Raw genomic sequence first — 24,681 nt, forward strand, 5'->3', positions numbered from 1 at the left:
ATCCGAAGATCGAACGTTGGCGGGTTTCCCATATCGATCGTCGGGAAATAGTTGAGGGTTTCCGCACAGCCCATTCGTCTTAGCGACTCGGGATGCCGACACAACGCCGACAACGGCGATGTGCACGTTTCCGGCAACGGGGTCGCCGATGGCGAATTTGCCGGAAGCGCTCAACTATCAGCGAGGATTCGGGCATGAGCACGCGTGGACGCGAAGGGGCAACGGCAATGCGAAGCAGCGGTCGCAGAATCGGTTTAGGACTGATGCGCCGTCCGCGCAGGGTCGCACCTATCGCACAGGCGATCACACTGTTGCTTACTACCATGGGCGCGGCCCACGCACAGCAAGCCTTCAGCAACGCGTGGTTCGCCGCGCGAGGCGCGGCACAGGCCACAGCGTCGCAGACGGGACGCTTGCCCAACGGCATGCCGGTCACGTCGCTCATGGACCCGTCGGCGCAGCAGCAACAGGCGAACGCGCAGTTGCAGCGCTCGATTGCGAATCTGGGCACGGCGGCGCAGAACATTGCCGCGATGCAGGCCGCGCAGGCCAATGCGCGTGCGGCGGCTGGCAATACGGATGCGACGATTCCCGACGGTCTGAGCGAGGGCGGCCTGAAGGTCGACACGAACAGCCTGACCAAAGGCTGGGTCAACGCGCAGGCGCCCACGCAAACGAGCGCCAACGGCAAAACCAACGTCAACATTGCGCAAACGGCCGACAAGGCAATCCTGAACTGGGAGACGTTCAACGTCGGGCGTAATACGTCGGTGAACTTCGCACAGCAAAGCGACTGGGCGGCGCTCAATCGCGTGAATGATCCGAATGCGCGTCCGAGCCAGATTCAGGGGCAGATTCACGGCGACGGCACGGTGCTGATCCTGAACCGCAACGGTGTGATCTTCGGTGGGACGAGTCAGGTCGATACGCGCAATCTGGTGGTGGCGGCGGCGCGCATGAGCGACGCGCAGTTCCAGACCGGTGGCATCTACGGGGCGAACGGCACGACACCGAGCTTCACCGATGCGCTGGGCAAGGTCGAAGTGCAGGCGGGCGCGAACATCACGACCCGCACGCCGACGTCGGTGACGCAGGGCGGCGGCTATGTGCTGCTGCTGGGCAACCAGGTGAGTAATGCGGGCGCCATCGTCACCCCGCAAGGGCAGGTGGCGCTCGCCGCGGGTGATAGCTTCGTGATTCGCAAGGGCGTCGGCACGGATGCGAATACGGCATCGACCACGCGCGGCAATGAAATCTCGCCGCAGTTCGTTGCGCAGAGCACGGCGGGCAAGGTGGTCAATACGGGCTTGTTGATGGCGTCGGAAGGCGACATTACGCTGGCGGGCCGCGACGTTCAGCAGCTAGGCACGGCGGTGTCGACCACGACGGTGAACACGCGCGGCACGATCCACTTGCTGAACTCGGCGAGCGACACGCAGGGCAAGGTGACGCTGGGCAGCGGGGCGCTCACGTCGGTGCTCATCAGCGACAGCGGCGCCACCGCCCTCGACAGCCAGCGCACGGCACTGATTCAGGATTCGGCCACGCAGGACGCACTGCGCGCGGGCACTTCCAGCGGACTGTTCGACAACCTCTCGAAGCTCTCGGATCGTCGCGATCAATCGCGCGTCGAGATCGTGAGCGGTGGCAACGTGGAATTCCAGAGCGATTCGCTCACGCTGGCCACGGGCGGACAGATTGCCGTGAGTGCGACGGGCCGCAGTTTCGTGGCGAACCGTGCGCAACTCGATGTGTCGGGTGCGGTCGGCGTGTCGCTGTCGATGGACAGCAACAACGTCAAGGTGAACGTGCAGGGCAACGAGCAACGCGACGCGCCGGGCAACCGCGATAACGCCGCGTTGAATAACGCAAACGTCTGGATCGATCGCCGCCGTCTGGTCTATGTTCCGGCCTCTGTGGGGGGCTACGCGAACGAGCGTTGGTACACCCCGGGCGGTTTGCTCGAAGTCGGCGGCTACCTGGCGAATCAGGCGCACGGCATTGGCGAATGGGCTGCGCAGGGCGGCACGGTCACGATCGGCGGCAACGAGGTTGTCACGCAAAAGGGCGCGCTCATCAACTTGTCGGGCGGCTCGCTCGACGTGCAGACGGGTTACCTGAACCAGTCGTGGCTCAAAGGCGCAGACGGTCAGCTCTACAACGTCAACACCGCGCCGTCGAATGTGCTCTACACGGGCGTGTACAACGGCTTCGAAGTCGATCATCCGCGCTGGGGCAAGAACACGACCGAGTCGTATGCGAGCCCGCTCATCGCACCCACGCGCGTGCTGCAAAACGGGTACACGGTCGGACGCGACGCCGGGAAGCTGATCGTGAATGCACCGACGGCGGTGCTTGAGGCCGACGTCACGGCAACGGTCTACACCGGTCCGGTGCAGACGCAGGCGCGTCCGTCGAGCCTGACCGATGGCTACGCATTGAGTCAGTTCACGGTCGCGCGAGCCGGATCCCTTGCGCTGGGGCAGTACTCGAATCTCGGCCGCATCAATGGCTATGCGAGCGATGTTGTTATCGGGGCGTTCGACGACATCACCCAGGGCATGGCGGCAGGCGATGCACTCGACACCGCGCGAAATGGCACCGTCTGGATGGATGCCGGCCGCCTCAACAGCGCGGGGCTGGGCGAGTTGGATCTGGTGTCGACCCATCGCATCGCGGTGAACGGCGACCTGAATCTTGCCACCGGTGGCCGGCTCAGTCTCATCGCACCGCGTGTCGACGTGAACGGCGACGTCACGGCCCGGGGCGGCATCGTCAACGTCACCAATCTCTTCCTCAAGGCGGGCGACACGTTTCCTACCCCATTGCTGACGCCGGATAACGTGGCCGTGCTCACGCTGGGGCCGAATCGCACAATCGATGTTCGTGGTGTATGGGTCAACGGAGCGCTGGACCCCAATTCGCTCTCGCAAGTTGCCTATCTGAATGGCGGCAACGTGACGTTCGATTCGACCGGCGATCTGACGATCGACACCGGCAGCGTGATCGACGTTTCCTCCGGCGGGGCCGTTCTGGCAAACGGCAAGACACGGGGTGGCACCGGCGGGAACGTCACGCTGATCGCCGGCGATGCCGCCGCCAACTTCAGCCGAGGTACGCTGGTGCTGGACGGCACGATCAAAGCCTACGGCGTGAATGGCGGCGGCAAGCTCACTATCTCGACACCCGACAGCATCATGATCGGAAGCAATGCCGGACTGGCGGGCGGGTCGCTCGCGTCGGGGACCGCGTCGGAGGTGGCGTTGAAGCTCGCAGAGCCGTACACCGTCCCGGCGGGCACGCCGTTGCCGTTCAGCGCCGTTGACGGGCGTACCCGGCTGACGCTGGACGTGCCCACACCGACCGACATCACCAGCGACGGCGGACCCAGCACGCCGACCGCCGCGCCTTGGGTCGTTCCGACCGGGGTCACCGTCATGGTGACTCGTCCCAAAGGTCAATTGGGATGGGATCGCTACTACAGCGGCGACACATTACCCGCAGGCACGGTCATCTTCGCGCTCGATAACAGCGGTGTGATACCGGCAGGAACTGTCATTCCATCGAGCGTTTTTCCGAACGGTTTTCCGATCAAGCCGTACAGCGTTGTCTATACGGCTGGCACGGTTAGCGGCACCGACGTGACCTATCCTGTCGGCACGATCCTGCCTGCGGGGACGGTACTGGCGCGCACCGTCGCCGTAGCCCCCGTGCCGAGCTTCAGTGCAGGCAATTCCGGCAGCAATGCGCCGTTCTTCAGCGCCGGTTTTTCGAGTTACGACATCAATGGCGGTCAGGGGGTGCATATCGACAAGGGCGTGACGCTGGCGCCCACCATGCCGGTATACCGCTTCACCGCCAACAGCATGAACGCCCGCACGGGCAGCGATCCTGCTCAGGCGATGACGCTAACCTTGCCGCCGTTGTTTGCCGAGAATGCGAGCGCTGGCACCTTGACCCAGCGCGGTGGGGCAAGCCTTGCGTTGCGCGCACTCAAAAAGGACTATCTCGGCAATCCGTCGGGCGCCGACATCGTTGTCTCGCCACAGGCTTCGATCATCGTCGATCCGGGGCAGAGCATTACGCTCGACGCTTTCGAGCAGATCACCGTCGATGGTTCCCTGAGTGCGCGCGGGGGCAAGATCAATCTCGTCAACGAGGGCGACGGCAGTTTGCCCAATACGCGAATCTTCGACGACAGCGGCGCGAATCGGGGCGTATCGGTCTGGTTAGGACCGCAGGCAATGCTTGACGTCTCCGGTCTCGGCTATACGGCGACCGACGCGAACGGCCGAACCTACGGCACCGTACTCGACGGCGGTGCGATCAACATCAACGGCGGCACAGCCTTCGTTGTCTTGCGCCCGGGCGCTCAAATGAACGCCGACGGCGTCAGTGTGAGCGTCGATACGGCAACGGTTTCCGGACAGCCGGCGAACGCCAGGGGCACCACGGCGCTTGTTTCCAATGGCGGCTCGATTGCGCTCACCTCGATGAGCGGATTGGCACTGGACGGCGACATGCACGCGAGAGCGGGCGGGGCCGGCGCCTCGGGCGGCGACTTGTCGCTCACGCTGATCACGCTACAGTTTTGGGATCCGCTGGGGCAAACGCCACTCAGTCAACGCCCGGTGAGCATGATGATGCTGACGCAAACGCGTCCGGACCCTGTCGCGTTATCGGGACCGGGGGCACCGGTTTCGGTGCTGCCTGTCGGTCGCGGGGTGATCAGTGTCGACCAGATCAAGTCCGGCGGGTTCAGTTCGCTGTCGCTCACGTCAACTGACTATCTCAACTTCAACGGCGATGTCTCGCTCTCGCTCGACAAGAGCCTGCGGCTTAACGCCGGTGAGTACGTCTCGGGCATGCCGCTGGTCGCGGGCGAGAGCCCGACGGATCATCCGGGCCACGGCAATGTGCGTTTGAGTGCGCCATATGTTCTGCTCAGCGCCACGCCGTTCACCTTGCCCGACGGATACGTATCCGGCTCGCTGGGCAACCCCAATGCGTCGGCACGCCCGACGACGGCAACCTTCGAGATCGACGCGAATCTCATCGATGTCAAGGGCCCGGTGGTTTTCTCTTCGCGATCGAGCTACTACGATTCCGATCAATATGTGAACGTGGACACGTCGGCGCCGGGCTTCCGTTCGGTCAAGCTTGTCAGTCAGGGCGACATTCGGTTTCTCGCTTCGCCGAACGCTACCAATGGAACCGTACTTGCGTCGTCGTGGGATATCGCGCTCGACGGCGCACAGATCTATCCGGCAACGGGCGCCGTTGCCACCGTTACCGCCGGTCAGAGCAACAGCAATTACACCGATGCGACCTTGTCGATCGGGCGTACGACCGACACGGTGCCTGACACCCCGTACTCCGCGTTTGGCACGTTAAGCCTGGTGGCCCCGAACATTCGGCAGGGCGGTATCTTGCGGGCACCGTTCGGCAAACTTCTGATGGGAGTCCCAGCCGTTGGCGGGGTGCTCACAGGCTCGACGAGCAATATCGAGTTTCTCCCCGGCAGCCTCACTTCGGCGTCGCTGAACGGTTTGGTGATGCCGTATGGCGGCACTGTCGACGGCGTGACCTACACCTACAACGGCGCGACCATTCCCGGATACCTGACGGAACTGAGTCTCGATAGTCGGTTGCTGGGCGCAGGCATGCTGCTCCAGAGCAAGACCATCCGCGTCGACGAGAACGCCGTACTCGATCTCTCGGGCGGCGGTACGCTTACGGGGGCGGGCTTTGTCTCGGGGCGTGGCGGATCCGTCAACGTGCTGAATACGCCGCTCGTGAACGCCAATCCGACCATGACCCTGAGCAAGGCGGGGAACACGGTCTATGCCATTCTGCCCGGCTATGCGTCGAACTACGCGCCTGTCGCGGCCGAGAACGGCGCGGGCGACCCCGTCGTCGGACAGCGCATCACCCTGGGAGAGGGCGTTCCGGGGCTCGCGGCAGGAACGTACACGCTGCTGCCCTCGAATTACGCACTGCTGCCCGGCGCCTATCGTGTCGAGATCGGCGGCACGGTCGGAAATCTGCCGGCAACGGCCACCGCGGCAGGCAACGGAACCTACCTCGTGCCCGGGTACACGAGCGTTGCGAATACGGCCATACGAAGTCAGCTACCGTCGAGCGTGCTGGTGACACCCGGCACCGCAGTGCGCAAGTACTCGCAATACAACGAACAAAGCTACAGCGACTTCGTCACGAGCCAGGTCGCCCAGTTCGGCGGGGTGGCGCCCATGTTGCCAAGAGACGGCAGCGCACTCGCGATCCGCTTCAATCTCTCGGATACGCCGGACACACCGTCGCCCTATCCGGCGCTGGTGTTCGACGGCCGAGCGTTGTTTCAGCCGGCCGCCGGTGGCACGGCCGGACAGGTCGGTGTGTTCAACATCGGCGAAATCACGAACGGCGATATTTCACCGGGCTTCACCGGCGTGTCGGTGACGGGCCAGGCGCTGAGTGCGCTCGGCGCACCGCGCTTGAGCGTCAATGGCAAAGTGGGGCTCGCCAACGGCGTACTCGGCTTCGAGCAGGCTCCGGCGTCGGGCGATCTGGCCGTGCGCGATGGGGTGACGTTGACGGCTGGCGAGATTTACTTGGTCGGCGGCAACATCGACATTGGCCGCGACGTGACACTTTCGACCGTGGGACAAGGCCCAGCGCGCTTCGACACGGCGTCGACCGGCTACAAATTCTCTGCGGGAAATGCCACGGTGCTGGGATTGTCCAACGGCGACCTGCAATTCGTCGGGTCATCCGGCGGTAGTGGAGCGATCAACATCGGCGCGGGCGCTGGCCTATTTGCGGAGGGCACCGTCGCGCTCGCGACCAACGGCGCCTCGAGCATCGACCCCGACGCCCGCTTCGGTGCGCGCAACATCGCGCTGGCGGTCGGCACGCTCAATGTCGGCGATGCGGCGCAGATTGTGGCCGCAGGCAATCCGGCCGGCGTGCTGTTCAATCAATCGGTGCTCAACACATTGCTTCAGGGCGATTCGACGCATGGCGCACCTGCGCTGCAACGGCTGACGTTGAGCACGGCGAACGCGATCAATCTGTTCGGGAGCAACGGACTGGATACGCGCGGCAAAGGGGTCGATCTTGTCCTGAATTCCCCCGCAATCTACGGCACGGGTGCGGCGGGTGATCGGGCGGTGGTGGCGGCGGATCGCATCGTGTGGAACGGCGTGCAAGGGGGCGGTGCACCGGCGATCACGGCGGGCGGGCCGGGAACCGGTAGCGGATCTCTGCAATTCGTCGCCAGAGAGATCGACATCGGTGAGCCAGTGACACTCGATACGTCGAACGTCAATCGCACGATGTACGGCTTCAACAGTGTCGATTTCTCGGCAAGCGAGCGTATCGTTTCGGCTGGACGCGGTGCGTTGTACGTCTATCAGGCGCCGAGTACGCAGGCCGGCGATGTTCTTGGGCAGAGCGGCACGGGCGGGAACCTGACGCTGAGCACACCGCTGCTGACCGGTGCGGCCAAGTCGATCATCAACTACACGACCGGCGGCACGTTGACTGTTGTGACACCGGCGGGTGTGGCCCCGAGCGTCGCGACGACAACGGTTGCCGGTGCCGAAATCGATCTTTCCGGCAACAACGTGAACATCGGCAGCGCCGTGCTGTTGCCCAGCGGCAAGTTCGTGGTGAACGCGGTCAACGACATCGTGCTCGACGGTAACAGCCGGATCGATCTGCGCGGACGGCCGACGACGATTCAGAGCGCGACGGTGTATGGCTTCGGCGGCTCGGCCGTCTTGCGCAGCATGCAAGGCAGCGTCAGTCAATTGGCCGGGTCGGTCGTCGACGTATCGGCAACACACGCCAACGCCGGCGCGATTTCGATCGACGCCGCCACGGGCACGCTCTCGCTCGGAGGCAGTGTGCTGGGCGCGGCGGACGAGGGCTTCACGAGCGGGGCATTCGGCGCGTCGGTCAGCACCTTCTCAGACTTCTCCGGATTGAACGCGCTTCTCACTCGGGGCGGCTTCTTCGACTCGCGCAGCTTCGACCAGAAACGGGGCGATCTGGTCGTCGGCGATGGCGTGAAGGCACACAACGTTGGCATTGCCGTCGATAGCGGCATGTTGACCGTGAACGGGACCATCGACGCCTCGGGCGCCCAGCCCGGCACCATCCGCTTGTCGGGTGGCAATGGTCTGATGCTGGGCAGCAGCGCCGTGCTCGATGCGCACGGCACCCAATTGCAGGTCGACAGTTATGGCGCCCCCATCGAGGCGAAAAATCGCGGGCACGTCGAACTGACGGCTGCCGGCGGAACGCTGACGCTCTCGCCAGGCGCCACGATCGACCTGAGCACACCGGGCGCGACCCACTACGGCGACGTGATTCTGAATGCCATGCGAACCGCGGAAACGTCGGGTGACGTGGCGATCGACGCTGCCGGCCCGCTGGCGATTCGCGGCGCGAACAGCATCGCCCTGAACGGGGTCTGGACGTACACGTTGCCCTCGGGCAGTGTCGTGACTCAATCGACCCTCGACGACTACGACACGGCCAGCACCGCGTTCATGAATCAGGCGCAGGGCAATGCGGCTTTGGGGGCGCGCACGGCAGGGCTTGCGGCTTATGGCAGTGCTTACCACTTGCGTCCGGGCGTGCAGATCGCGTCACTGGGTGATCTCTCGACGGCGGGCGATATCGATCTGGCGAAGTACCGCTACGGCGCGGGCGCGGATCGCGATCCGGCCTCGGCGACGTATGGGGCCGGCGAGCCGATGGCGCTGATTCTGCGTGCGGCCGGGAATCTGGCGATCAACGGCAGCATCTCCGACGGGTTCACCGGCACGGGGGCGGGCGCACCGGCCTTCTCGGCGATCACGCCGGCAACGTTCTCGACTGACACGTCCCATTTCGGCAAGCAAGGGGCGTACCTTTGGCGCTTGAGCGCGGGCAACACCATGGTCGTGAGCAATCCGAATGGGTGGCTCGTGCCGCAGTACGGGCCCGCCCGTAACCTTGCCCTTCCGCCGTCGGTGCAGCCGACAGCGTTAGACGGAACGCAATATCCTTCCGGCAGCGTGGTTCCGTTCGGGACGATCCTGACGCGACTGTATGTGCCGGTGGGTTCGGAAATACCGTCGGCGGCCAGCTTGTCGCTCCAGACCGACCCCGGCACGCCGGCGGCTTCGGCGACATCTGCCCGTGCCAGTTTGCTGGCGCCAGGCATGCTCTCGGCATCACTGCGTCTGGTGGCAGGCGCTGATCTGTCCGGCGCCGATCAGCGCGCGTTGCAGTCGGTGCCCACGCTCGGCGGCAGCGGCAATCTCACATTGAGCGACAGCGCTTACGACGCGTCGCAGAAAGGCACGTTCTTCAGCGTGTTGCGCACTGGCACCGGAAGTCTCGAACTGCTCGCGGGCAACAGCTTCAGCGAAGCGACGCCTTATGGCGTTTATACGGCGGGCACGCAAGCGGCGCCGATTCTGGCGGCAGACGGCCGTAACCCGTATAACTTGCCGGGCGCGGCAACCAGCGGTGTGCTTCAGGCCTGGTATCCCGAGCACGGCGGCGACTTGCTGCTGATGGCGCAGCAGGACGTCAGCGGCAATATTCAATTGGCCGACAATCCAGTGCGCTATGTGAACAGCAATCAGGTCGGGAACTGGCTGAACCGGCAAGGCGGTGGTGGTGCAACGAACGATCCCGCCGCGTGGTCGATCAATTTCGGTTCGCTCGCGAAGACCGATCCGAATGCCACCGATCTTCAACTGATTGGCTTTCAGGGGATCGGCACCCTGGGCGGCGGCAATCTGACGGTGATTGCCGGGCGAGATGCGGGGGCCATCGCCGTCCCCGATACCAGCGGAACGACATCGACCGGGCTGGATCTCGCGGTAGCGTCGACTGGACGTGTGCTGTCCGACGGTACGCTCGTGCAGACCGGCGGGGGCGATCTCACGCTCAAAGTCGGCCGTCAGCTCAACGGCGCCGACCCCTCAACCTCGCGCGACTTCCGCCGAGACTACTTCGGGTCGTTGACGGCCTTGCGTGGCGACACGTCGGTGGAATCTGGCGCCGTTGGCGTGATCGCGCCGCAAATCCGCGGTGTCGTCTGGACGACTTACGATCCGCGCGCCCCGGAGCCCAATGCGATCAAGCTGACGATGCGCACGCCGGGACCGACGGTGCTCGTGGGCGACGGGGCCGCGAACATCGTGGCACGCGGCGATCTGGTGCTGGCCGGGGCGGGCGACGCGGGCATGTCGCTTTTCTCCGACAAGGGCGGCGGTTACTACACGTCTGTGGCCGCCGGAAGCGGTGTGGCATCGGTCGTCAAGGGGGGCTATTCGAGATTTACGCTCTGGACGCCGGGCACGAGTCTCAGGCTGCTCTCGGCCGGAGGCGATGTTTCGCCCTTGTCCGGCACGGGCAGCGGCGATGCGTCGAACGCTCTGGGCTTCTATCCGGGCAGTCTGAGCGCCGTGTCGCTCAATGGCGATATCCGGTTCGGCGAAGGGCAGACCATCGAATTGATGCCGTCGCCGATCGGGCAGCTTCAGGTGCTTGCCGCCGGCACGATCTACGGAGCGGGCTCGACGATTGCGATGTCAGGCGCCGACCTCGCGAGCCTCGCCACACCGCTACATCCGGTCTTCACGACGATGGAGGGCTTCACTGCCAACTCGCTCACGAACGCCTCGGCGAACGCCGCCCAGCGAATCAACTGGGCAAGTCCTCTTGCCTTCGGCGAGGATTACCCGTCGGGCAGTTTGCATGCGCCGGATGGCGCGCCGGCACAGATCTACGCTGGCACCGATATCGACGACTTACAGATTGGGATGACCACCGTCGTAAACTTGGGGCCGGCGAGCGGATTTACGCCGAGCCACGCGCGGTGGTTTGTCGCCGGCAAGCCGGTCGAGGTCATCGCGGGACGCGATATCGTGGGCACCGGTACGTTGCCGAGCACATTCCTGAATCAGTCGGACAGCGATGTCTCGCTGATGCAGGCGGGGCGCGACATCATCTATCAGTCGGCGAACATCGTCGGGCCGGGCTTGCTCCAGATTCAGGCCGGGCGCAACGTGTATCAGGGCTACTACGGTCAGTTGCAGAGCATGGGCGACGTGGCGCATCCGTCGAACACGAATGGCGGCGCGGGGATCTCGGTGCTCGCCGGTGTCGGTGCCAATGGCCCGGACTACTCGCGTTTTGCCCGCCTCTACTTCGACCCGGCCAATCAGCTTGCCAGCGGTTTGCCGCTGGCCGACAGTGGCAAGGTCGTTCATGCCTATGGCGACGAACTCGTGGCGTGGCTCAAGCGCCGCTTCGGCTACGACGGCAACGCCTCGGACGCGCTGAGCTATTTCCTCTCGCTGCCACAGATCCAACAGGGCGTGTTCGTGCGGCAGGTTTATTTCAAGGAACTGCTGCTGGGAGGGCGCGAGTATAACGATGCGTCGAGCCCGCGCTACGGCAGCTATCTGCGTGGCCGCGAGGCCATTGCCACGCTATTCCCAACGAGCGACGCGCAAGGCAATCCGCTGAGCTACAGCGGTGCGATCACGCTGTTCAGCAGCGTGACCGGGTCAACAACGGTCAACGGCAAGCCCGTTCCCGTGACGACCGACGCCACGGTACGTACCAACTTCGGCGGCGACATCCAGATGTTGAATCCGGGCGGACGCATGCTTGTCGGCGTGGAAGGCGTGACCCCTGGCGCGGCGGCCGGGGTCGTCACTCAGGGCGATGGCGACATTCAGTTGTATAGCCGTGACAGCATTTTGCTGGGCCTGTCGCGTGTGATGACGACCTTCGGCGGCAGCATACAGGCGTGGTCGGCGCAGGGCGATATCAACGCCGGTCGCGGCGCAAAGACGACCGTGCTCTACACGCCGCCGAGGCGCGTATATGACGACAGTGGCAACGTGACGCTCTCGGCGTCGGTGCCGTCGAGCGGGGCGGGCATTGCCACGCTCGCGCCGTTGCCGGAAGTGCCGCCGGGCGACGTCGACCTGGTGGCGCCGCTGGGCACGATCGATGCGGGCGAGGCCGGCGTGCGCGTGTCGGGCAACGTCAACTTCGCCGCGCTCGCGGTCGTGAATGCCGCCAACGTGCAGGTGCAGGGTAAGTCGACGGGCTTGCCGGTGATCGCGGCGGTCAACGTGGGTGCGCTGACCAATGCGAGTGCAACGGCGGCACAGGCCGCGTCGGCCGCGCAGGACGCGATGGCGCGTGAGCGCGTCACGCAGCGCCAGAACCTGCCGTCGATCTTCTCCGTGCGGATGTTGAGCACGGGGGGCGGTGCGACCGACGGCACAGCGGGCAGCGACACGCCCGCGGGATCACGCGCGCCGGGCCCGCTTGGCTACGATCGATCGAGCCTTCTGCAATTGGTTGGCAGTGGCAATCAACTCGATCCGCGTCAGCTCGCGCGACTGACCGATGAGGAGCGCCGTGCGCTGAACACGCATTGAACCGGCATGAGGGATCGGCGTCGCCAGAGGATCGGGGCGCCGGTGTTTGGTCGACGCGGTGTATGCCGCATTGCGCCACGGTGCCTGACAATCCCGTCATCGTCACCATGACGGCGTGGATATCGCGGCGTGCTGAGCCCTGACTACAACCGGTACATGAATTTGCAGCGGGACGTCAATCTGGCGCTGATGCGGGCATTTCTCGAAGCGGACATCCGTTTTCCCATTCCGGCCGGCGTCCAATATTTTGCCCGGGCGTCCGAACCTCCCGGGGTTGCGTCCACTACACACCGAAGGCAAGGAAGGCCTCGCGCCTGCTGGCACAAGCTTTGCGGCGTGGTACGATCATTCGCATCCACGTGATTCAGATCGTGGCTTCGATCCAATCCGGACCCGCCGCATGGCGGGTACATCAGGAGGCCGGTATGTCTGCAGAGCAGAAGACGTCGCATCGCGGGTTCACCATCATCACAGTTCTCGAACGCCTCTCGAAGGGCCGGGCCCGGCTCTCCGCCAAAGTGCTCGCCAGCGACGAAGATCACAAGCGGCGTCTCGGAGGGAAAAAACTCCTGCAGGCCAAGCGCTGGTTCGACCACTTTGCGGACGATCTGGCCGCGCCGGTGATCGCCGGACTCAAGCACACCATCGATCTGGAATTGGCCGCCGCCGCGAAGGCCGCGCCGAAGACACCGGCCAAGACGGTTGCCGCCAAGCCATCCAAGCCTGCCAAACCTGCGAAAACCGTGAAGCCCGCGAAGCCGGAAAAAGTGGCTAAGGCGGACAAATCCAAGAAATCGGCGAAGCCCGGCAAGACGGCCAAGACGCCTGCCGCTGCGACGCTGGCGCGGGGGCCGAGAGTCGGCAACGGTGCGCCTGCCGGCGTTGGTGCCGCCAATGGCGTAGCGTCGGCAAAGTCGGCCAGCGCGGCCAAACGTGTAGCGTCCGGCAGTGTCGCGAAGTCGCGTAAGCGCGCCGCGCCATCTGCACCTGTCGGAACACCGGCGCCCAAGCCGCTCAAGGCGGCATCGGGTCGTAGCACAACGTAACGACTCACGAGGGCGGGCGGCGCATATCGGAAACGATTGCGGCGACGTCACAAGACTTCCGTTCAACGGCGCGCGCCAGTCCGGCGACGCGCCGTTTTTCATTGGGTCGATGCGTTTCTGCCTTCGTGCACGGCGTGATCTGACGGGACGACGCCTCGCATATTGCGCTAGTAATGCTCGATATCATGGTCACCGAATCGATTACGGTCCCGGTGCCATATGCCGCGAATTTCATGTGTTGCAAACGCACCACTTGTGTGCGAAATGCGTCGCGGACGTGTCAAAATGCGCCCCGCTTCCTGATCGTCAGCGGTGCTTTTTCCCTCTGGGGAAAGCACCGCTAGTCATTTGTTAAGCACTCCATTGCATATGCGATTGCAGCAAATCTTGTCCTGGGGGCGAGAGCAATCGGCAGTGACGGGGATGCCCGCCGTGGCGGGCCAAAAAAGTAAAAAACCACAATCAAAGAGGAACTATGAAGCGCTTCCAACTCACGGCGCTGGCCGCTGCCAGCTTTGCCGTCGCCGCGCCGGCGATGGCCCAGAGCAACGTCACGCTCTACGGTGTGATCGACGCCGGTATCGGTTACGTGAACAATGTCGCCACTGGCCTGAACGCCAAGGGCGCGCATAACTTCCAGGCCGTGAGCGGCATTGGCCAGGGCAACCGCTGGGGCCTGAAGGGTTCGGAAGATCTGGGCAGTGGCCTGAAGGCAATCTTCGTGTTGGAAAACGGCTTTAGCCTGACCAACGGCACCATGTCGCAGAACAGCCGTATGTTCGGCCGCCAGGCTTACGTGGGCCTGCAAAGCACGCAAGCCGGTACCGTGACGATCGGTCGTCAGTACGACTCCGTGGTGGACTTCGTGAGCCCGATCACGTCGGCCAAGCAATGGGCGACGCAATATGGCGCGCACGTTGGCGACATCGACAACCTGTACAACTCGTTCCGCGTCAACAACTCGATCAAGTACACCAGCGCGAACTACAGCGGGTTCTCGTTCGGTGCGTTGTACGGCTTCAGCAACGAGGCGAACACCGGGAACGGCACGGGCTTCTCGCATAACAATGCATTCAGCCTCGGCGCTTCGTATGCCAACGGCCCGCTCACCGCAGCGCTCGGCTACATGCATCTGGCCAGCCCGGGCACGGCTAACGGCAGCGGTGCCGTGACGAACGATTACTCGAGCGCCACCGACATTTTCTACACGAGCGCGGTCGACAAGCACGACATCGCGGCGGCGGGCGTCTCGTACCAGATTCAGGCGGCTACGCTCGGTTTCGTGTACAGCTACGCCAAGGTTCGCTACACGAACCAGTCGTCGATTCGCGTGAACACGTTCGAACTGAACGGCAAGTACCAGGTGACGCCGAACCTGCTCGGCGGTCTGGCCTTCATCTACAGCGATGGCAGCGTGGGTGGCGCAACGGCACTGTCGGGTATCAGCAAGGGCACGAAGCCGCGTTGGTTCCAGGTCAACGCGGGCGGTGTCTACTCGTTCAGCAAGCGCACGGAGACGTATCTGACCGGCGTTTATCAGCGCGCAACGGGCGACGCCATCGTGGCTGCGATCGACAACGTTGGTGGCCCGACGGGCACCGGCGCACAGTCGCAGATTGCCGTTGTCGCGGGTGTGCGTCACAAGTTCTAAGCCATTTTCAGGCCGATTTTGAGCACCTTTCGGCCTGAACGGAGGAAGGAGGCTATGCCTTCCGCTGAGTGATAGAGGGCCCCGCCGGCTGCCGGCGGGGCCTTTGTGCATTGGAAAGGGGGAAATCGTGTGCATTTCACCCGGTTTCTGTGTATAATCACGACCTTGTCCAAAATATGGGCAGTGCGGGGAGTGGGGCTCACTGACGAACGATGAGTGCCGCTTCGCCATCAATCAACCGTTCAGCCAGTCTGGAAGGCGCGATGCGGGGTTCGCAGCAGCGAACGAGGCGTCGAATGCCAATCGGGAGATCGCAGAGGAGGTGATTCGCGGTCCCGCCAGATGTGGTGTAGTGCAGTCCGTAGCAAGTCCGTTCGTCGCGCCTGGCAGGGGGAGTCTCCGGCAGGGCGGAGAAGGGTGTCTTTGCTCGGTAAGTTAAATGTCCGGCTCGATGAGCCGAATCACTATTCGAGATATTGCATGACCAAGATCGTTATCAAAGACGGTGAACCCGTTGAAGTCGCACTGCGTCGTTTCCGCCGCGCTATCGATGGCACGGGCCTGATCAAGGAAGTGAAGGCACGCGCCGCTTACGAAAAGCCGACGGCTGAGCGCAAGCGCAAGAAGGCCGCTGCAGTGGCCCGTCTGCGTAAGCGTCTGCGCAGCCAGACCCTGAAGAAGAAGATGTACTAAGCACGCTGCTGCGCCGTTGGCGCAGTGAAGTGCGAAGTGAAAAACCCGCCTCTCGGCGGGTTTTTTTATGGGTGGAAGCGGCGCATCGGTTTGCTACACTCGTGGCCGTCGCCACTACGCCGCGACCGTTTCATCCCCTGACTCCCCCACGATTCCTATATGAAGACGCTGACTTTCGCTGCTCTTGACACGCTCACGCAACAAGCCGAGCAGTCGCCGCGTGCCCGCATGAACCAGAACTTGCATGAGTCGCTGGAAGATCCGATTCAGCGTTTGGCGATTGCGATGGAGCCGTCGACCTATATTCGTCCGCATCTGCATCGCCAGACATGGGAGTTGCTTACCGCGCTGCGTGGTCGTTTTATCGTACTGACGTTCGACGAGGCCGGCATCGTCACGGATCGCAAGGTGCTCGGTGACGACACGAGCGTGACCGAGACGGCAGCGGGCACGTATCACACAGTGCTTTCGCTGGACTCGGGGGCCGTGATTTTCGAAGTGAAGCATGGCCCGTACCGGCCTTTCGTCGAATCCGATTACGCGAGCTGGTCTGCGCCGGCAGATACGCCGGAAGCCGCCGCCTTCATGGCGTGGGTCAAGACGGCAAAGGTGGGAGATCGCTGGACTGCCTGAGTGCCTGTATCGCGAGACGTTTTACGGTGCTGACGCGTTTGCGAAGGCGTTGGTGAAACGTCAGCGAGTCCAGCCCTGGAATTCGCGGGACATGGCGAGCAGGGCTTGGGCAGCCGCATCGACGCCACTGAGCCAGTCGTCGCGGCCTGCCGACATTTCGGCGAGGCGCTGGGGGCTGAAGTGCACGTCGTGCCGAGACGAATCGAGGGCGGCGGCATGCAACTTCCAGACGGGCACACCCAACCCTTCGGCCAGATGGGCGTGGGTGGCATCCAGCGAGATCACCAGATCCAGATTGTCGATGAGCGAAGCCTCGTCGGCGAGATCGTCGCAATCCGTTCGCCAGTCGATCCAGTCGACGGTTTCTGGCGGGATAGCGTTCGATTGAGAGGTGCCGGGGCGTCCCAGCGGCACCCATGAAACGCCGGGGACCCGTAGAAGCCGTGCGAGCGCACGGAATCTGGCAACGTTGAGAGGCGTTGCCGTCTCCGAGGCGCTGTCGACAGCATCTAGCCCGGCGAGGCCCACACAGAAGCCGTGTTGAGCGATCGCTGCCAGACGATCGCGCCAGTGACGCGATGCTGCGGTGGCAACCCGAAGAAAAGGTCGTCCTGCGTGTGCGGCAGTGGCTTGGGGGCCTAGCGCGTGCGCGAGCGAACCAAGCGGGCATCGCAGGTCCCAATCCGAGACGTCGCGTGGCATACGGGAGAGTATGACCGCGCGTTCCCCTATCGACCATTCCACCAGTCGGCGCGCGTTCGCGGGGCCGACAAATCCCACTTTTCCGAAGCGTGCGGCCGCGACCTCCATATGGCGGAATTGGCTCACCAATCCCGCGTCGTTGTTGGCGCCAATGATTAGCAGATGTTGGTGGAGCGTGTCGCCGCCGCCGGCCCAGGTGGGAAGGGGGCAATCCGGGTGGGGACTGAGCGCTGCGCCGACTTGCACCCAGGCGTGGGCGATGGCGTTGGTAGCGGGGCTGACACCGGCGTCGGGCGTTGGGGGCTGAAAGGCGCGTTGCGAAGGCTTCGTCATGCGAATCCTGGCATCGAGAGGAGAGCGGGAGGGGGAGCCACCGCGAAGGAAAGCGTACGCGGTGCGTAGCGCCTGCGAAAAATAGCGGGGCGTGCAGAAAATGATAGAGGACTGATGGCGCGGATTATTAAGACGCCTTTGCTGGCGGGAACGATTCATTTGCCGGACGGCAAAATATTTAACAAGGAGCACCGAAGCGAGAGAAGCCACGCTGGTGCAATGAGCGAGAAAGGCGAGAGGAGAGGGGGGTGCGTGCAAGAAGAGAGGTGGGCCGGGGCTCCTTCCTGCTGCGAGTTGGGTTGATGTCTGGGCAGCGGGGAGGGACAGTTCGCCTGGGGGAGAGAGGAGGAGGCGCCGCCCGGCTGTAGCGCAGCCGATATCGAAAAGAACCGCTCCCAAACCCACGCGGACGAAGGTTTGGGGCGCGGATACTCCTTCGAAATTACTTCTTCTTTTTCGTGGACTTCTTGGTCGGTGCTGGCGCGTCGTCGTCTTGCACGGCGAGTTGGCCACCGGTGCCGAGGCCACCGGCGACCGTTTGTTGCTTGTAGTTCTTCACGGCGCGCACGACGTTGTTGTACGAGTCGGTGAAGGCGGCAACGATGACCTTGCCTTCGGCGGTGTTTGAGTAGCCGCCGAGCGAGCCGCCGGCAGAGCTACCGAGGATGCGGCCGAGTGCACCGAAGTCCATGCTGCTGGCGCTGCCTTCTGCGGCGGCGATCTGCACGCTGGAGCGGTTGTCGATGACGGTGAGCAGCGTGCTGGCTTCCTTAGCGTTCATGCTGCCGGCGAGGGCGCCGATGGCCGAACCGATACCGCCCGGCAAGAGGCCGGCGATGCTTGCCCCGGCGCCGCCGGCGTTATTGTTCGTGAAGGTGATCGACGGGCTGATGGCATAGTCGGCGGCGACCATCTTGCCTTTGCCGAAATTCGACTTGTTGCGCAGTTCGCCGGAGTCTTGCAGGGCGCGCTCGCCCATGACCGTGTTCATGCCGCGGCCGCGATCCACGACGACGAAGCAGTTTGACTGTTGCACGAGGAGCTTGAGCACCGGAACGGTCGAGCCGAGTTTGTACTGGCCGGTGAGCATGCCGTACCAGGGCGCGGACGTATCTTCGATTACCGCGATCGTGCCCAGCGGGCGGTCACACTTTTCGAGTGATTGGTTGGCGTTTTCGGAGTTTGCGCCGCCGGCGGAACCGGTCGCCGCCGTCTTGGCGCTGCTGCTCCCCATGTTCATGGACGAGCAACCCGCCATGATGCCGGCTGCAACCAGCAGGCCCGTGATTTTTACGAGATGGTGTGCCATTTTCCTAGTTCTTTAGAATGTTGTTCTGGAAGTTGGCGGCGTTGCCCTGCCCGGATTCACCCCGGGTGTCGGCCAAGTCGGTGACGCCACCGTATGCCAGGAGTCCAAAAAAGCAGGAGTAAGAAGCGAATTACGGTAGGACTCCTATGCTGAAATGCTCCGTAAGAACATTCCGCGCCGCATGCTAGCACGCGGTCAAATCGCTGGTCCCCTATCAAAAATCGTGGGGATTACGAATGGATTAGGGTAGTGCTTTCGCAAAGGATTAGGCGGGGATTAGGTAAAAACCATGAGCAAGGTGGATTGCCCACGCTGACTCGGCGCCGACGGGCGCAAAAAAGCCCCGTCAGGCAGAGGCCGAGCGGGGCGTTTCGGTAATGCTTGAGGGCTGAGCGAAAAATCGTGGTCCCCCCGACAGGAATTTCGAACCATTATTACAAATTGCACAGCTAGACCCCACATTGCCCCAAATCCATGTCCAGCAAGCCATCGCAGGGTATGCGTCGTGGTACGATTCCCACCAAAGCAAACCATATTGGCGTAAAGAATACATAGCGATTACGCCAAGATCACGCCAAGGTGGGGCGATGGCATCATTCAGAAAGCGGGGCGATACTTGGCGCGCTGAGATTGTGCGCTCAGGCGTTCGACTGTCGGAATCCTTCAAGACGAAAGCCGAGGCTGTAGCCTGGGCGGCAAAGAAAGAGGCCGAGATAATGCATGGCCAGCACCGGCACTATACCAAGTCCGGGAAGACTCTGGCAGATGCATTCGACCAATACCTTTTGGAAGTTTCCCCGACCAAAGCAAAGCACGGCTGGAACGTGACACGGATTGCTTTTCTCAAAAATCAGTTGTCATTCGTTGGCGAGTTAATCCACAAGGTCAAGGCCGAGCACATTAAGTCGTGGACAGACGATCGTCTGTCCGAGGTGAAGACGTCAACCGTGAACCGTGACTTGAACCTGCTTTCGGCGGTATTCGAGGCCGCCCATACGGATTGGAAGTGGATTCCCTCAAACCCGGTACATGAAGTGCGGCGCCCGAAAAATCCCAAGTCACGCGATAGGTTGATCTCGCTCGAAGAGCGAAACGCGATCCTCAAGCATTTGGGATATGACGATGACGCACCTGTTGAAACGGCACAGCAATACATCGCCGTCGCGTTTCAACTGGCGATCGAGACTGCAATGCGTCGAGGCGAGATATTGGGGCTGGTGTGGGGACGCGTTCATGTCAGCAAACGGTTCCTTCACCTGGACAAGACGAAGAACGGCGACGCGCGCGATGTCCCGTTGTCGAAGCGGGCATGCGAACTCATAGAGAAATTGCCGAAAGTAAAAGGCGAGAATAGGTGCTTTCCAGTGAACCCGGGGACGGCCGATACGCTTTGGCGCCGAGCGGTGGCCAAAGCAGGAATCGAAGGGCTCACATTCCACGATAGCCGGCACCAGGCAATCACGAGCCTGTCGAAGAAGCTCGACATTCTGGCGCTATCTCGAATGGTAGGCACCCGAGATCCGCGCACATTGATGGTCTACTACAACGAGACGGCCAGCGCGATAGCCAGCCGCCTCGATTAAGCGGCCTTTGCACGGCTGCGCCGGCCGCTCGGCAGCGTTCCGCGGTTCTCTCGTGCCCAGGCGATCACCTCGGCAGCGAACCAGCGCGGCTGCGAGTTCTTCGAGCCCCCCGGCTGTACTGGCTTCGGGAATCCGGGCTGGCAGACAACACGCTGCTTTACCGTGGACCCGGAGAGGTGAAGCCAATCGGCAATGCCCTCGACGTCCCACAGGGTATTTTCGAGGCTGATTTGCGGGCGCGACAATTGCACAATGAGCGCGTCGATGCGCGGCAGCAGTTCTTTCACGTCGGTTGGTTCCATCATCGTATCTCCCAATCTCTCGCAGTAACCCGCAGAATCTCTTTCAGTGCTTCGTTCATTCAGTAAAGCGGTCGCTTGATATCGAGCCGTTCGGGTATTCTCTAGTCATGGCCGTCAAAAAGATGGTGTAGCTTGTAATGACCGTAAGCCGAAATGCCCCTGGTGATCGGATCTCAGCCCGCGCAATGCCGTGGGCTTCTTTTTGCCGTGGCCGGGTGGGTGGTCATGCTATTTCCTGCTGTTGCGCGGCATGCCTGCGTTTCGCTTCCTTCATCGCAGCATCCCATTCGGCTCTAGACAGTTTTTCCCTGAACACATCAAGCAAAAATGGCTCGATTCCTTTGCACTTCATGGCAGGACGAATAGCATTGATGCGCTTGTTTAACTCAAATTGCTGTTGTCCAAGAGTCCGCCTCTCCTGCTTACTAATCGTTCTGTCTCGAAGTTTTTCGTGCACTCTTTTTACAACCGCGACCAACGCATCCCGTTCCTGTTCTGGGGTCATTTGCTCGGTTGTCCCTATGTCCCAGCCAAGCAGATTTGCGCCAGTTCGCGACCCATGCGTGGAATATGAGCCGGTTCGCGCCTGCCAGTGGGCGTTCCGTGCGGTTGCCCCTTTCATACAACCTCCCGGCAGTCGCCCAGAATGATCTCGTTCTGTCTCATGCTAGGATTTCTCGAAAGTGCGGGAGGTCGCCATGTGGAAATGCGTGCGATGTGGACTTGAGATCCCATTCGAGGGCATTGAGCCTGCGATTGACGACCTCGGCATTTACTTCATCTGCCCCGTGTGCCGCCGACGTAACAAGCTGATTAACGTGGGCAAGCCGGACGGGCCAATAGAGTTGATGCAACCTGACGAATAGCATCACGTCTCCTTAGCAAGGCCACGCCATGGCCAGTTAGGTCGCACGCTCACCTGCCAGCGGTACATATGAGCTACCTCTGGAAATGGAGCGCCCGGCCCCCAGTAGCCGTTCCAATATGCGAAAAACAAGGTGCCGGTAGAAGTGTTCTGTTTCTCGTAGACACCTTTATGTACTGGTTGCACTTCAGGTGGAAACCACTCGGTGTGCTCGTTCTGTCTCATGAGCGGGCCTTTGCGGCGTTTCCTGGCACGAAATAGCTGACATCGCGCTTCTGCACCGGTCGTGCCAGTTTGATTTGCTTTTCGAAGATGATGCCGATCCAAGCCACGCCGGCACATTCCGCAACCGCAAAGTCACGTCGCCGAGCGATGGCAGTATCGATATGAACGAAGGTTCCTTTGCACATCACGCCTCCTTAGCGCCGTCGACGCGCTCGGCCTGCCAGTGTTTGCAGGCCGGCGAGCGCAGCAGGATGTCGGAGCCTGCGCCTCCAGTCCAGAATGGGCGCAGCAGTTCGCATTTCCAATAGGTGCGCCCCCCGCAGCGGCCGGTACCGACTGAGTGCTCGCAGGACTTGCACGTCTCGCTTTGGGGGCCAGAACCCGGCGTTGCGGCGTAGCCTTTCGGCGCAGGCGTCTTTCGGAACTCGGTCACGACGCGCTCGCCGAATAGGTCGGTGGATTCGACTCGGATCACGATTTCCGCTCCTCCACTGCCTGCGAGGCTAGTTTCGCCAGCCGCGCCGATGCATATGCCGAATGCGCTTCTTGCGGCGTGCTGAAATATCCCAGATGGGTTTTTCTGCCCTTCAATCGGATTTCGGCGGCGAACAGGCCATTCGACTTGGATACGACGCCGCGATACCCAAGACGATTGTTGGAGCGCGGGCGCATCTGGTCTGAGCTTTCGATATAACCGAAGACAGGATTGAGAACCGCATATTCGCCGTGAAGTCGAATAGCGGCCTTGTTGAATTCATGGGCGGCTTCTTCAGGGGTGTCAAAAAACCCAAGGCGTGTAACGCCATGACGCCCGATCTTGGCTTCCCATTTCCGAGCATGTCGGTTGTAAGTGACGCCTCGATATCCAGAGGTGTTATCCACGTGGATGCGATGGTTGATGGCGTTCTCCGAGTTTCCGACTATTCGAAGATTATCGATACGGTTGTTCTGCTTATCCATGTCGATGTGGTCTAGGATGCCGTTCGGCTCTTCTCCGTAATACAAAAGCCACGCGACCCTATGGGCTCGGTAAGTTTTGTCGGCGCACGAGACGTAGAGATGTCCGCAAGGTGCCACGTGCGTGGCGACCTTTCCCGGTCTGACTTTCTTGCGCGTGATTACGCCGGTTTCCGGGTCGTAAGAGAGCAATCGATTGGCTACTTCGAATGACAGGCTCATTGCTCGTCCCCCTGGTGGGATTGCTTGGCGGCAATGGCGGCGCGGATTGCTGCATCAAGGCCGGGAGTTTTCGCTGGTGCTAGATTGATCGACTCAGGGGCGTCTCCGATGTGCTCGTCGCGAAGCCAACGATAGAGGTCTGGATAGTCTGAATCGGCGTCGCTTTTTATACCAAGGGCGGCGTCGCATATTGCGTCAACGCATTTCGCCGATGCCCCCGGATCAAAGCCGACTTTAGGAGAGCTAAGCCCCATGTTGCGAGAAAGTTGACCGGGGCTAATATTTCTGCGGGCCACGCGATACCGCTCCGCATCCTTGCGATCCCCGCCATCCGCCGACAGCGCGGCACGGGCATAACCATCCGCATCCAAAGCCGCGCGTGCTTCCGTGACATAAGACATTGCGCGTGGACTATCAGCGCAGTTTGCGAACAACTCAGCAGAACAGAGTTTTAGCGCTTCGCGTAACCGACCGTTACGCTCGTTGCTTGCGTTCAATTGATGTGCCAACGAATTTAACTCGGCCTCCCGCTCATCCCCGCCCACCTTCGCGGGCGACGTGATCGCGGCGCGCAGATAGTCGACGGCCCTTCCGATCAGCGGATGCCTATCAAAGCCAACGTGATGGGTTTTCTCGCCGGTACGTTTGGTGACGGTGAATTCCATGCCGTACTTAGCTTCGAGACGTCCGATAAGTTCGGCGATGGCGTCTCGGTCGCCGCCCACCTTCGCGGGAGACGTGAGGGCGGCGAGTTGGCAATACAAATCGCATTGGTCATCGAACGATGCCCCGCTCTTATCGAGCCAACTATTCAAAACGACACAAGCGTCATCCCAGCCCAACAATCGACCACCCACCTGCTGCGCATCTGCGGCGCGCTCGGCGTAGATTCCAGTGCGCTTGTCCGGGTCGCCGAAGTGTTCACGCTCAAGCGTGGCGTAATCGCTTTCTGTCAAACCTGCTTCGTCCCTGCACTCGCCGCCATTCACGGGCACGGCGTTGGTGTAAGCAGTTCGCAGCGGCACATGAGGGAAAGCACATGGCTTACCGTTAACGTCGAAGCCGGTGCCATAACATACGCTGCATGCGCTTACCGCCTCTTGCCCTGCGCTCTGTGCGGCTGGCGTGGGGGCGGCGGCGAGCATGGCGCTGTAGTCGATATCGAAGCGTTCCCGGTCTCCATACCATTCCTCGCTACCGTTACCCCATGCCTTCCCTTTGAGACGCCCGGGATATTCGCCGCCATTCATGAAAGCACCGGCCATCTCGTCGGTGACTTTCTTCGGCACCAGTTGCCACTGGCTCGCATCAAACGTCACGGTCTTGAGATCGGTCGGCGCGAGCGTCTCGACAATCGACGGCGGAGCGGGCGGCGCGCAAGTGCGCTCGATCTCGCAGCCGAGCAGCAGGCAGTCGCTCTCGCTGACGATCAGGTGCTTTCCATCAGGGTTGACGAGGCCCGGAGAGCGCTCGCACACCTCGCGCCAGAGTTGCAGAAGGGTGTTCATACGGTGCTCCCGAAGTAAACGGCGTACATGGCGTCAAGCTCTTCGACCTGCTCGCCGGTGAGTTGGGTGACGACTCCGGAGTGCATGGCGATCTGCATGGGCTGGAGCGCGGCGCGCTCATCGGCGGTCAAGTCGCTAGCGATTTGCTCCAGCGACTTGATCATGGTCGTTGTGGAGATGGCCGGCAT

At 62.2% G+C, this 24,681-nt stretch carries 14 protein-coding genes; 6 read left to right on the top strand and 8 right to left on the bottom strand.

Annotation, left to right across the window (positions count from 1 at the left end; translation table 11 throughout):
* Nucleotides 1-194 precede the first annotated feature (194 nt).
* From AT395_RS08925 to AT395_RS08945, 5 genes are all read left to right on the top strand, one after another.
* On the top strand, nt 195-12,464 hold the full coding sequence (locus AT395_RS08925; RefSeq protein WP_167370723.1) for a filamentous haemagglutinin family protein: 12,270 nt from the start codon (nt 195-197) through the stop codon (nt 12,462-12,464).
* A gap of 425 nt (nt 12,465-12,889) precedes the next feature.
* Nucleotides 12,890-13,510: a hypothetical protein gene (locus AT395_RS08930; protein ID WP_124988722.1), complete on the top strand. Its 621-nt coding sequence runs from the start codon at nt 12,890-12,892 to the stop codon at nt 13,508-13,510.
* Nucleotides 13,511-13,985: 475 nt separating this feature from the next.
* Nucleotides 13,986-15,161, top strand: a complete 1,176-nt coding sequence (locus AT395_RS08935; protein ID WP_048629033.1) for a porin — start codon at nt 13,986-13,988, stop codon at nt 15,159-15,161.
* 480 nt (nt 15,162-15,641) lie between these two features.
* On the top strand, nt 15,642-15,854 hold the full coding sequence (rpsU, locus tag AT395_RS08940) for a 30S ribosomal protein S21 (protein WP_010806331.1): 213 nt from the start codon (nt 15,642-15,644) through the stop codon (nt 15,852-15,854).
* A gap of 159 nt (nt 15,855-16,013) precedes the next feature.
* On the top strand, nt 16,014-16,487 hold the full coding sequence (locus AT395_RS08945; RefSeq protein WP_042116831.1) for a WbuC family cupin fold metalloprotein: 474 nt from the start codon (nt 16,014-16,016) through the stop codon (nt 16,485-16,487).
* A gap of 60 nt (nt 16,488-16,547) precedes the next feature.
* Here AT395_RS08945 and AT395_RS08950 read toward each other — a convergent pair whose 3' ends face one another.
* On the bottom strand, nt 16,548-17,522 hold the full coding sequence (locus tag AT395_RS08950; protein ID WP_058375312.1) for a glycosyltransferase family 9 protein: 975 nt from the start codon (nt 17,520-17,522) through the stop codon (nt 16,548-16,550).
* Nucleotides 17,523-17,964: 442 nt separating this feature from the next.
* Nucleotides 17,965-18,831: a CsgG/HfaB family protein gene (locus AT395_RS08955; RefSeq protein WP_042116828.1), complete on the bottom strand. Its 867-nt coding sequence runs from the start codon at nt 18,829-18,831 to the stop codon at nt 17,965-17,967.
* Between the two features lie 587 nt (nt 18,832-19,418).
* On the opposite strand from AT395_RS08955, the gene AT395_RS08960 reads away from it, so the two are divergent.
* Nucleotides 19,419-20,414: a tyrosine-type recombinase/integrase gene (locus tag AT395_RS08960; RefSeq protein ID WP_048629035.1), complete on the top strand. Its 996-nt coding sequence runs from the start codon at nt 19,419-19,421 to the stop codon at nt 20,412-20,414.
* Here AT395_RS08960 and AT395_RS08965 read toward each other — a convergent pair.
* From AT395_RS08965 to AT395_RS08995, 6 genes are all read right to left on the bottom strand, one after another.
* A complete protein-coding gene (locus AT395_RS08965; RefSeq protein WP_048629036.1) occupies nt 20,411-20,719 on the bottom strand; it encodes a hypothetical protein in 309 nt (102 codons plus the stop codon). The two genes, AT395_RS08960 and AT395_RS08965, sit on opposite strands and share 4 nt — an antisense overlap.
* Before the next feature lie 220 nt (nt 20,720-20,939).
* The gene (locus AT395_RS08970; RefSeq protein ID WP_058375313.1) at nt 20,940-21,338 is read right to left on the bottom strand and encodes a hypothetical protein; all 399 of its coding nucleotides are present in this window, start codon (nt 21,336-21,338) and stop codon (nt 20,940-20,942) included.
* Between the two features lie 464 nt (nt 21,339-21,802).
* Complete coding sequence (locus AT395_RS08975) at nt 21,803-21,991, bottom strand: hypothetical protein (protein WP_048629038.1); 189 nt, start codon at nt 21,989-21,991, stop codon at nt 21,803-21,805.
* A gap of 286 nt (nt 21,992-22,277) precedes the next feature.
* Complete coding sequence (locus tag AT395_RS08985) at nt 22,278-22,985, bottom strand: HNH endonuclease (RefSeq protein WP_072632800.1); 708 nt, start codon at nt 22,983-22,985, stop codon at nt 22,278-22,280.
* Nucleotides 22,982-24,493 (bottom strand): hypothetical protein, encoded by a 1,512-nt coding sequence (locus tag AT395_RS08990; RefSeq protein ID WP_048629040.1) that lies wholly within the window; start codon nt 24,491-24,493, stop codon nt 22,982-22,984. The genes AT395_RS08985 and AT395_RS08990 overlap by 4 nt, the downstream gene beginning before the upstream one ends.
* Nucleotides 24,490-24,681 (bottom strand): hypothetical protein, encoded by a 192-nt coding sequence (locus tag AT395_RS08995; protein WP_048629041.1) that lies wholly within the window; start codon nt 24,679-24,681, stop codon nt 24,490-24,492. The genes AT395_RS08990 and AT395_RS08995 overlap by 4 nt, the downstream gene beginning before the upstream one ends.

The organism is Pandoraea apista (genome assembly GCF_001465595.2).
Classification (GTDB): Bacteria; Pseudomonadota; Gammaproteobacteria; order Burkholderiales; family Burkholderiaceae; genus Pandoraea; species Pandoraea apista.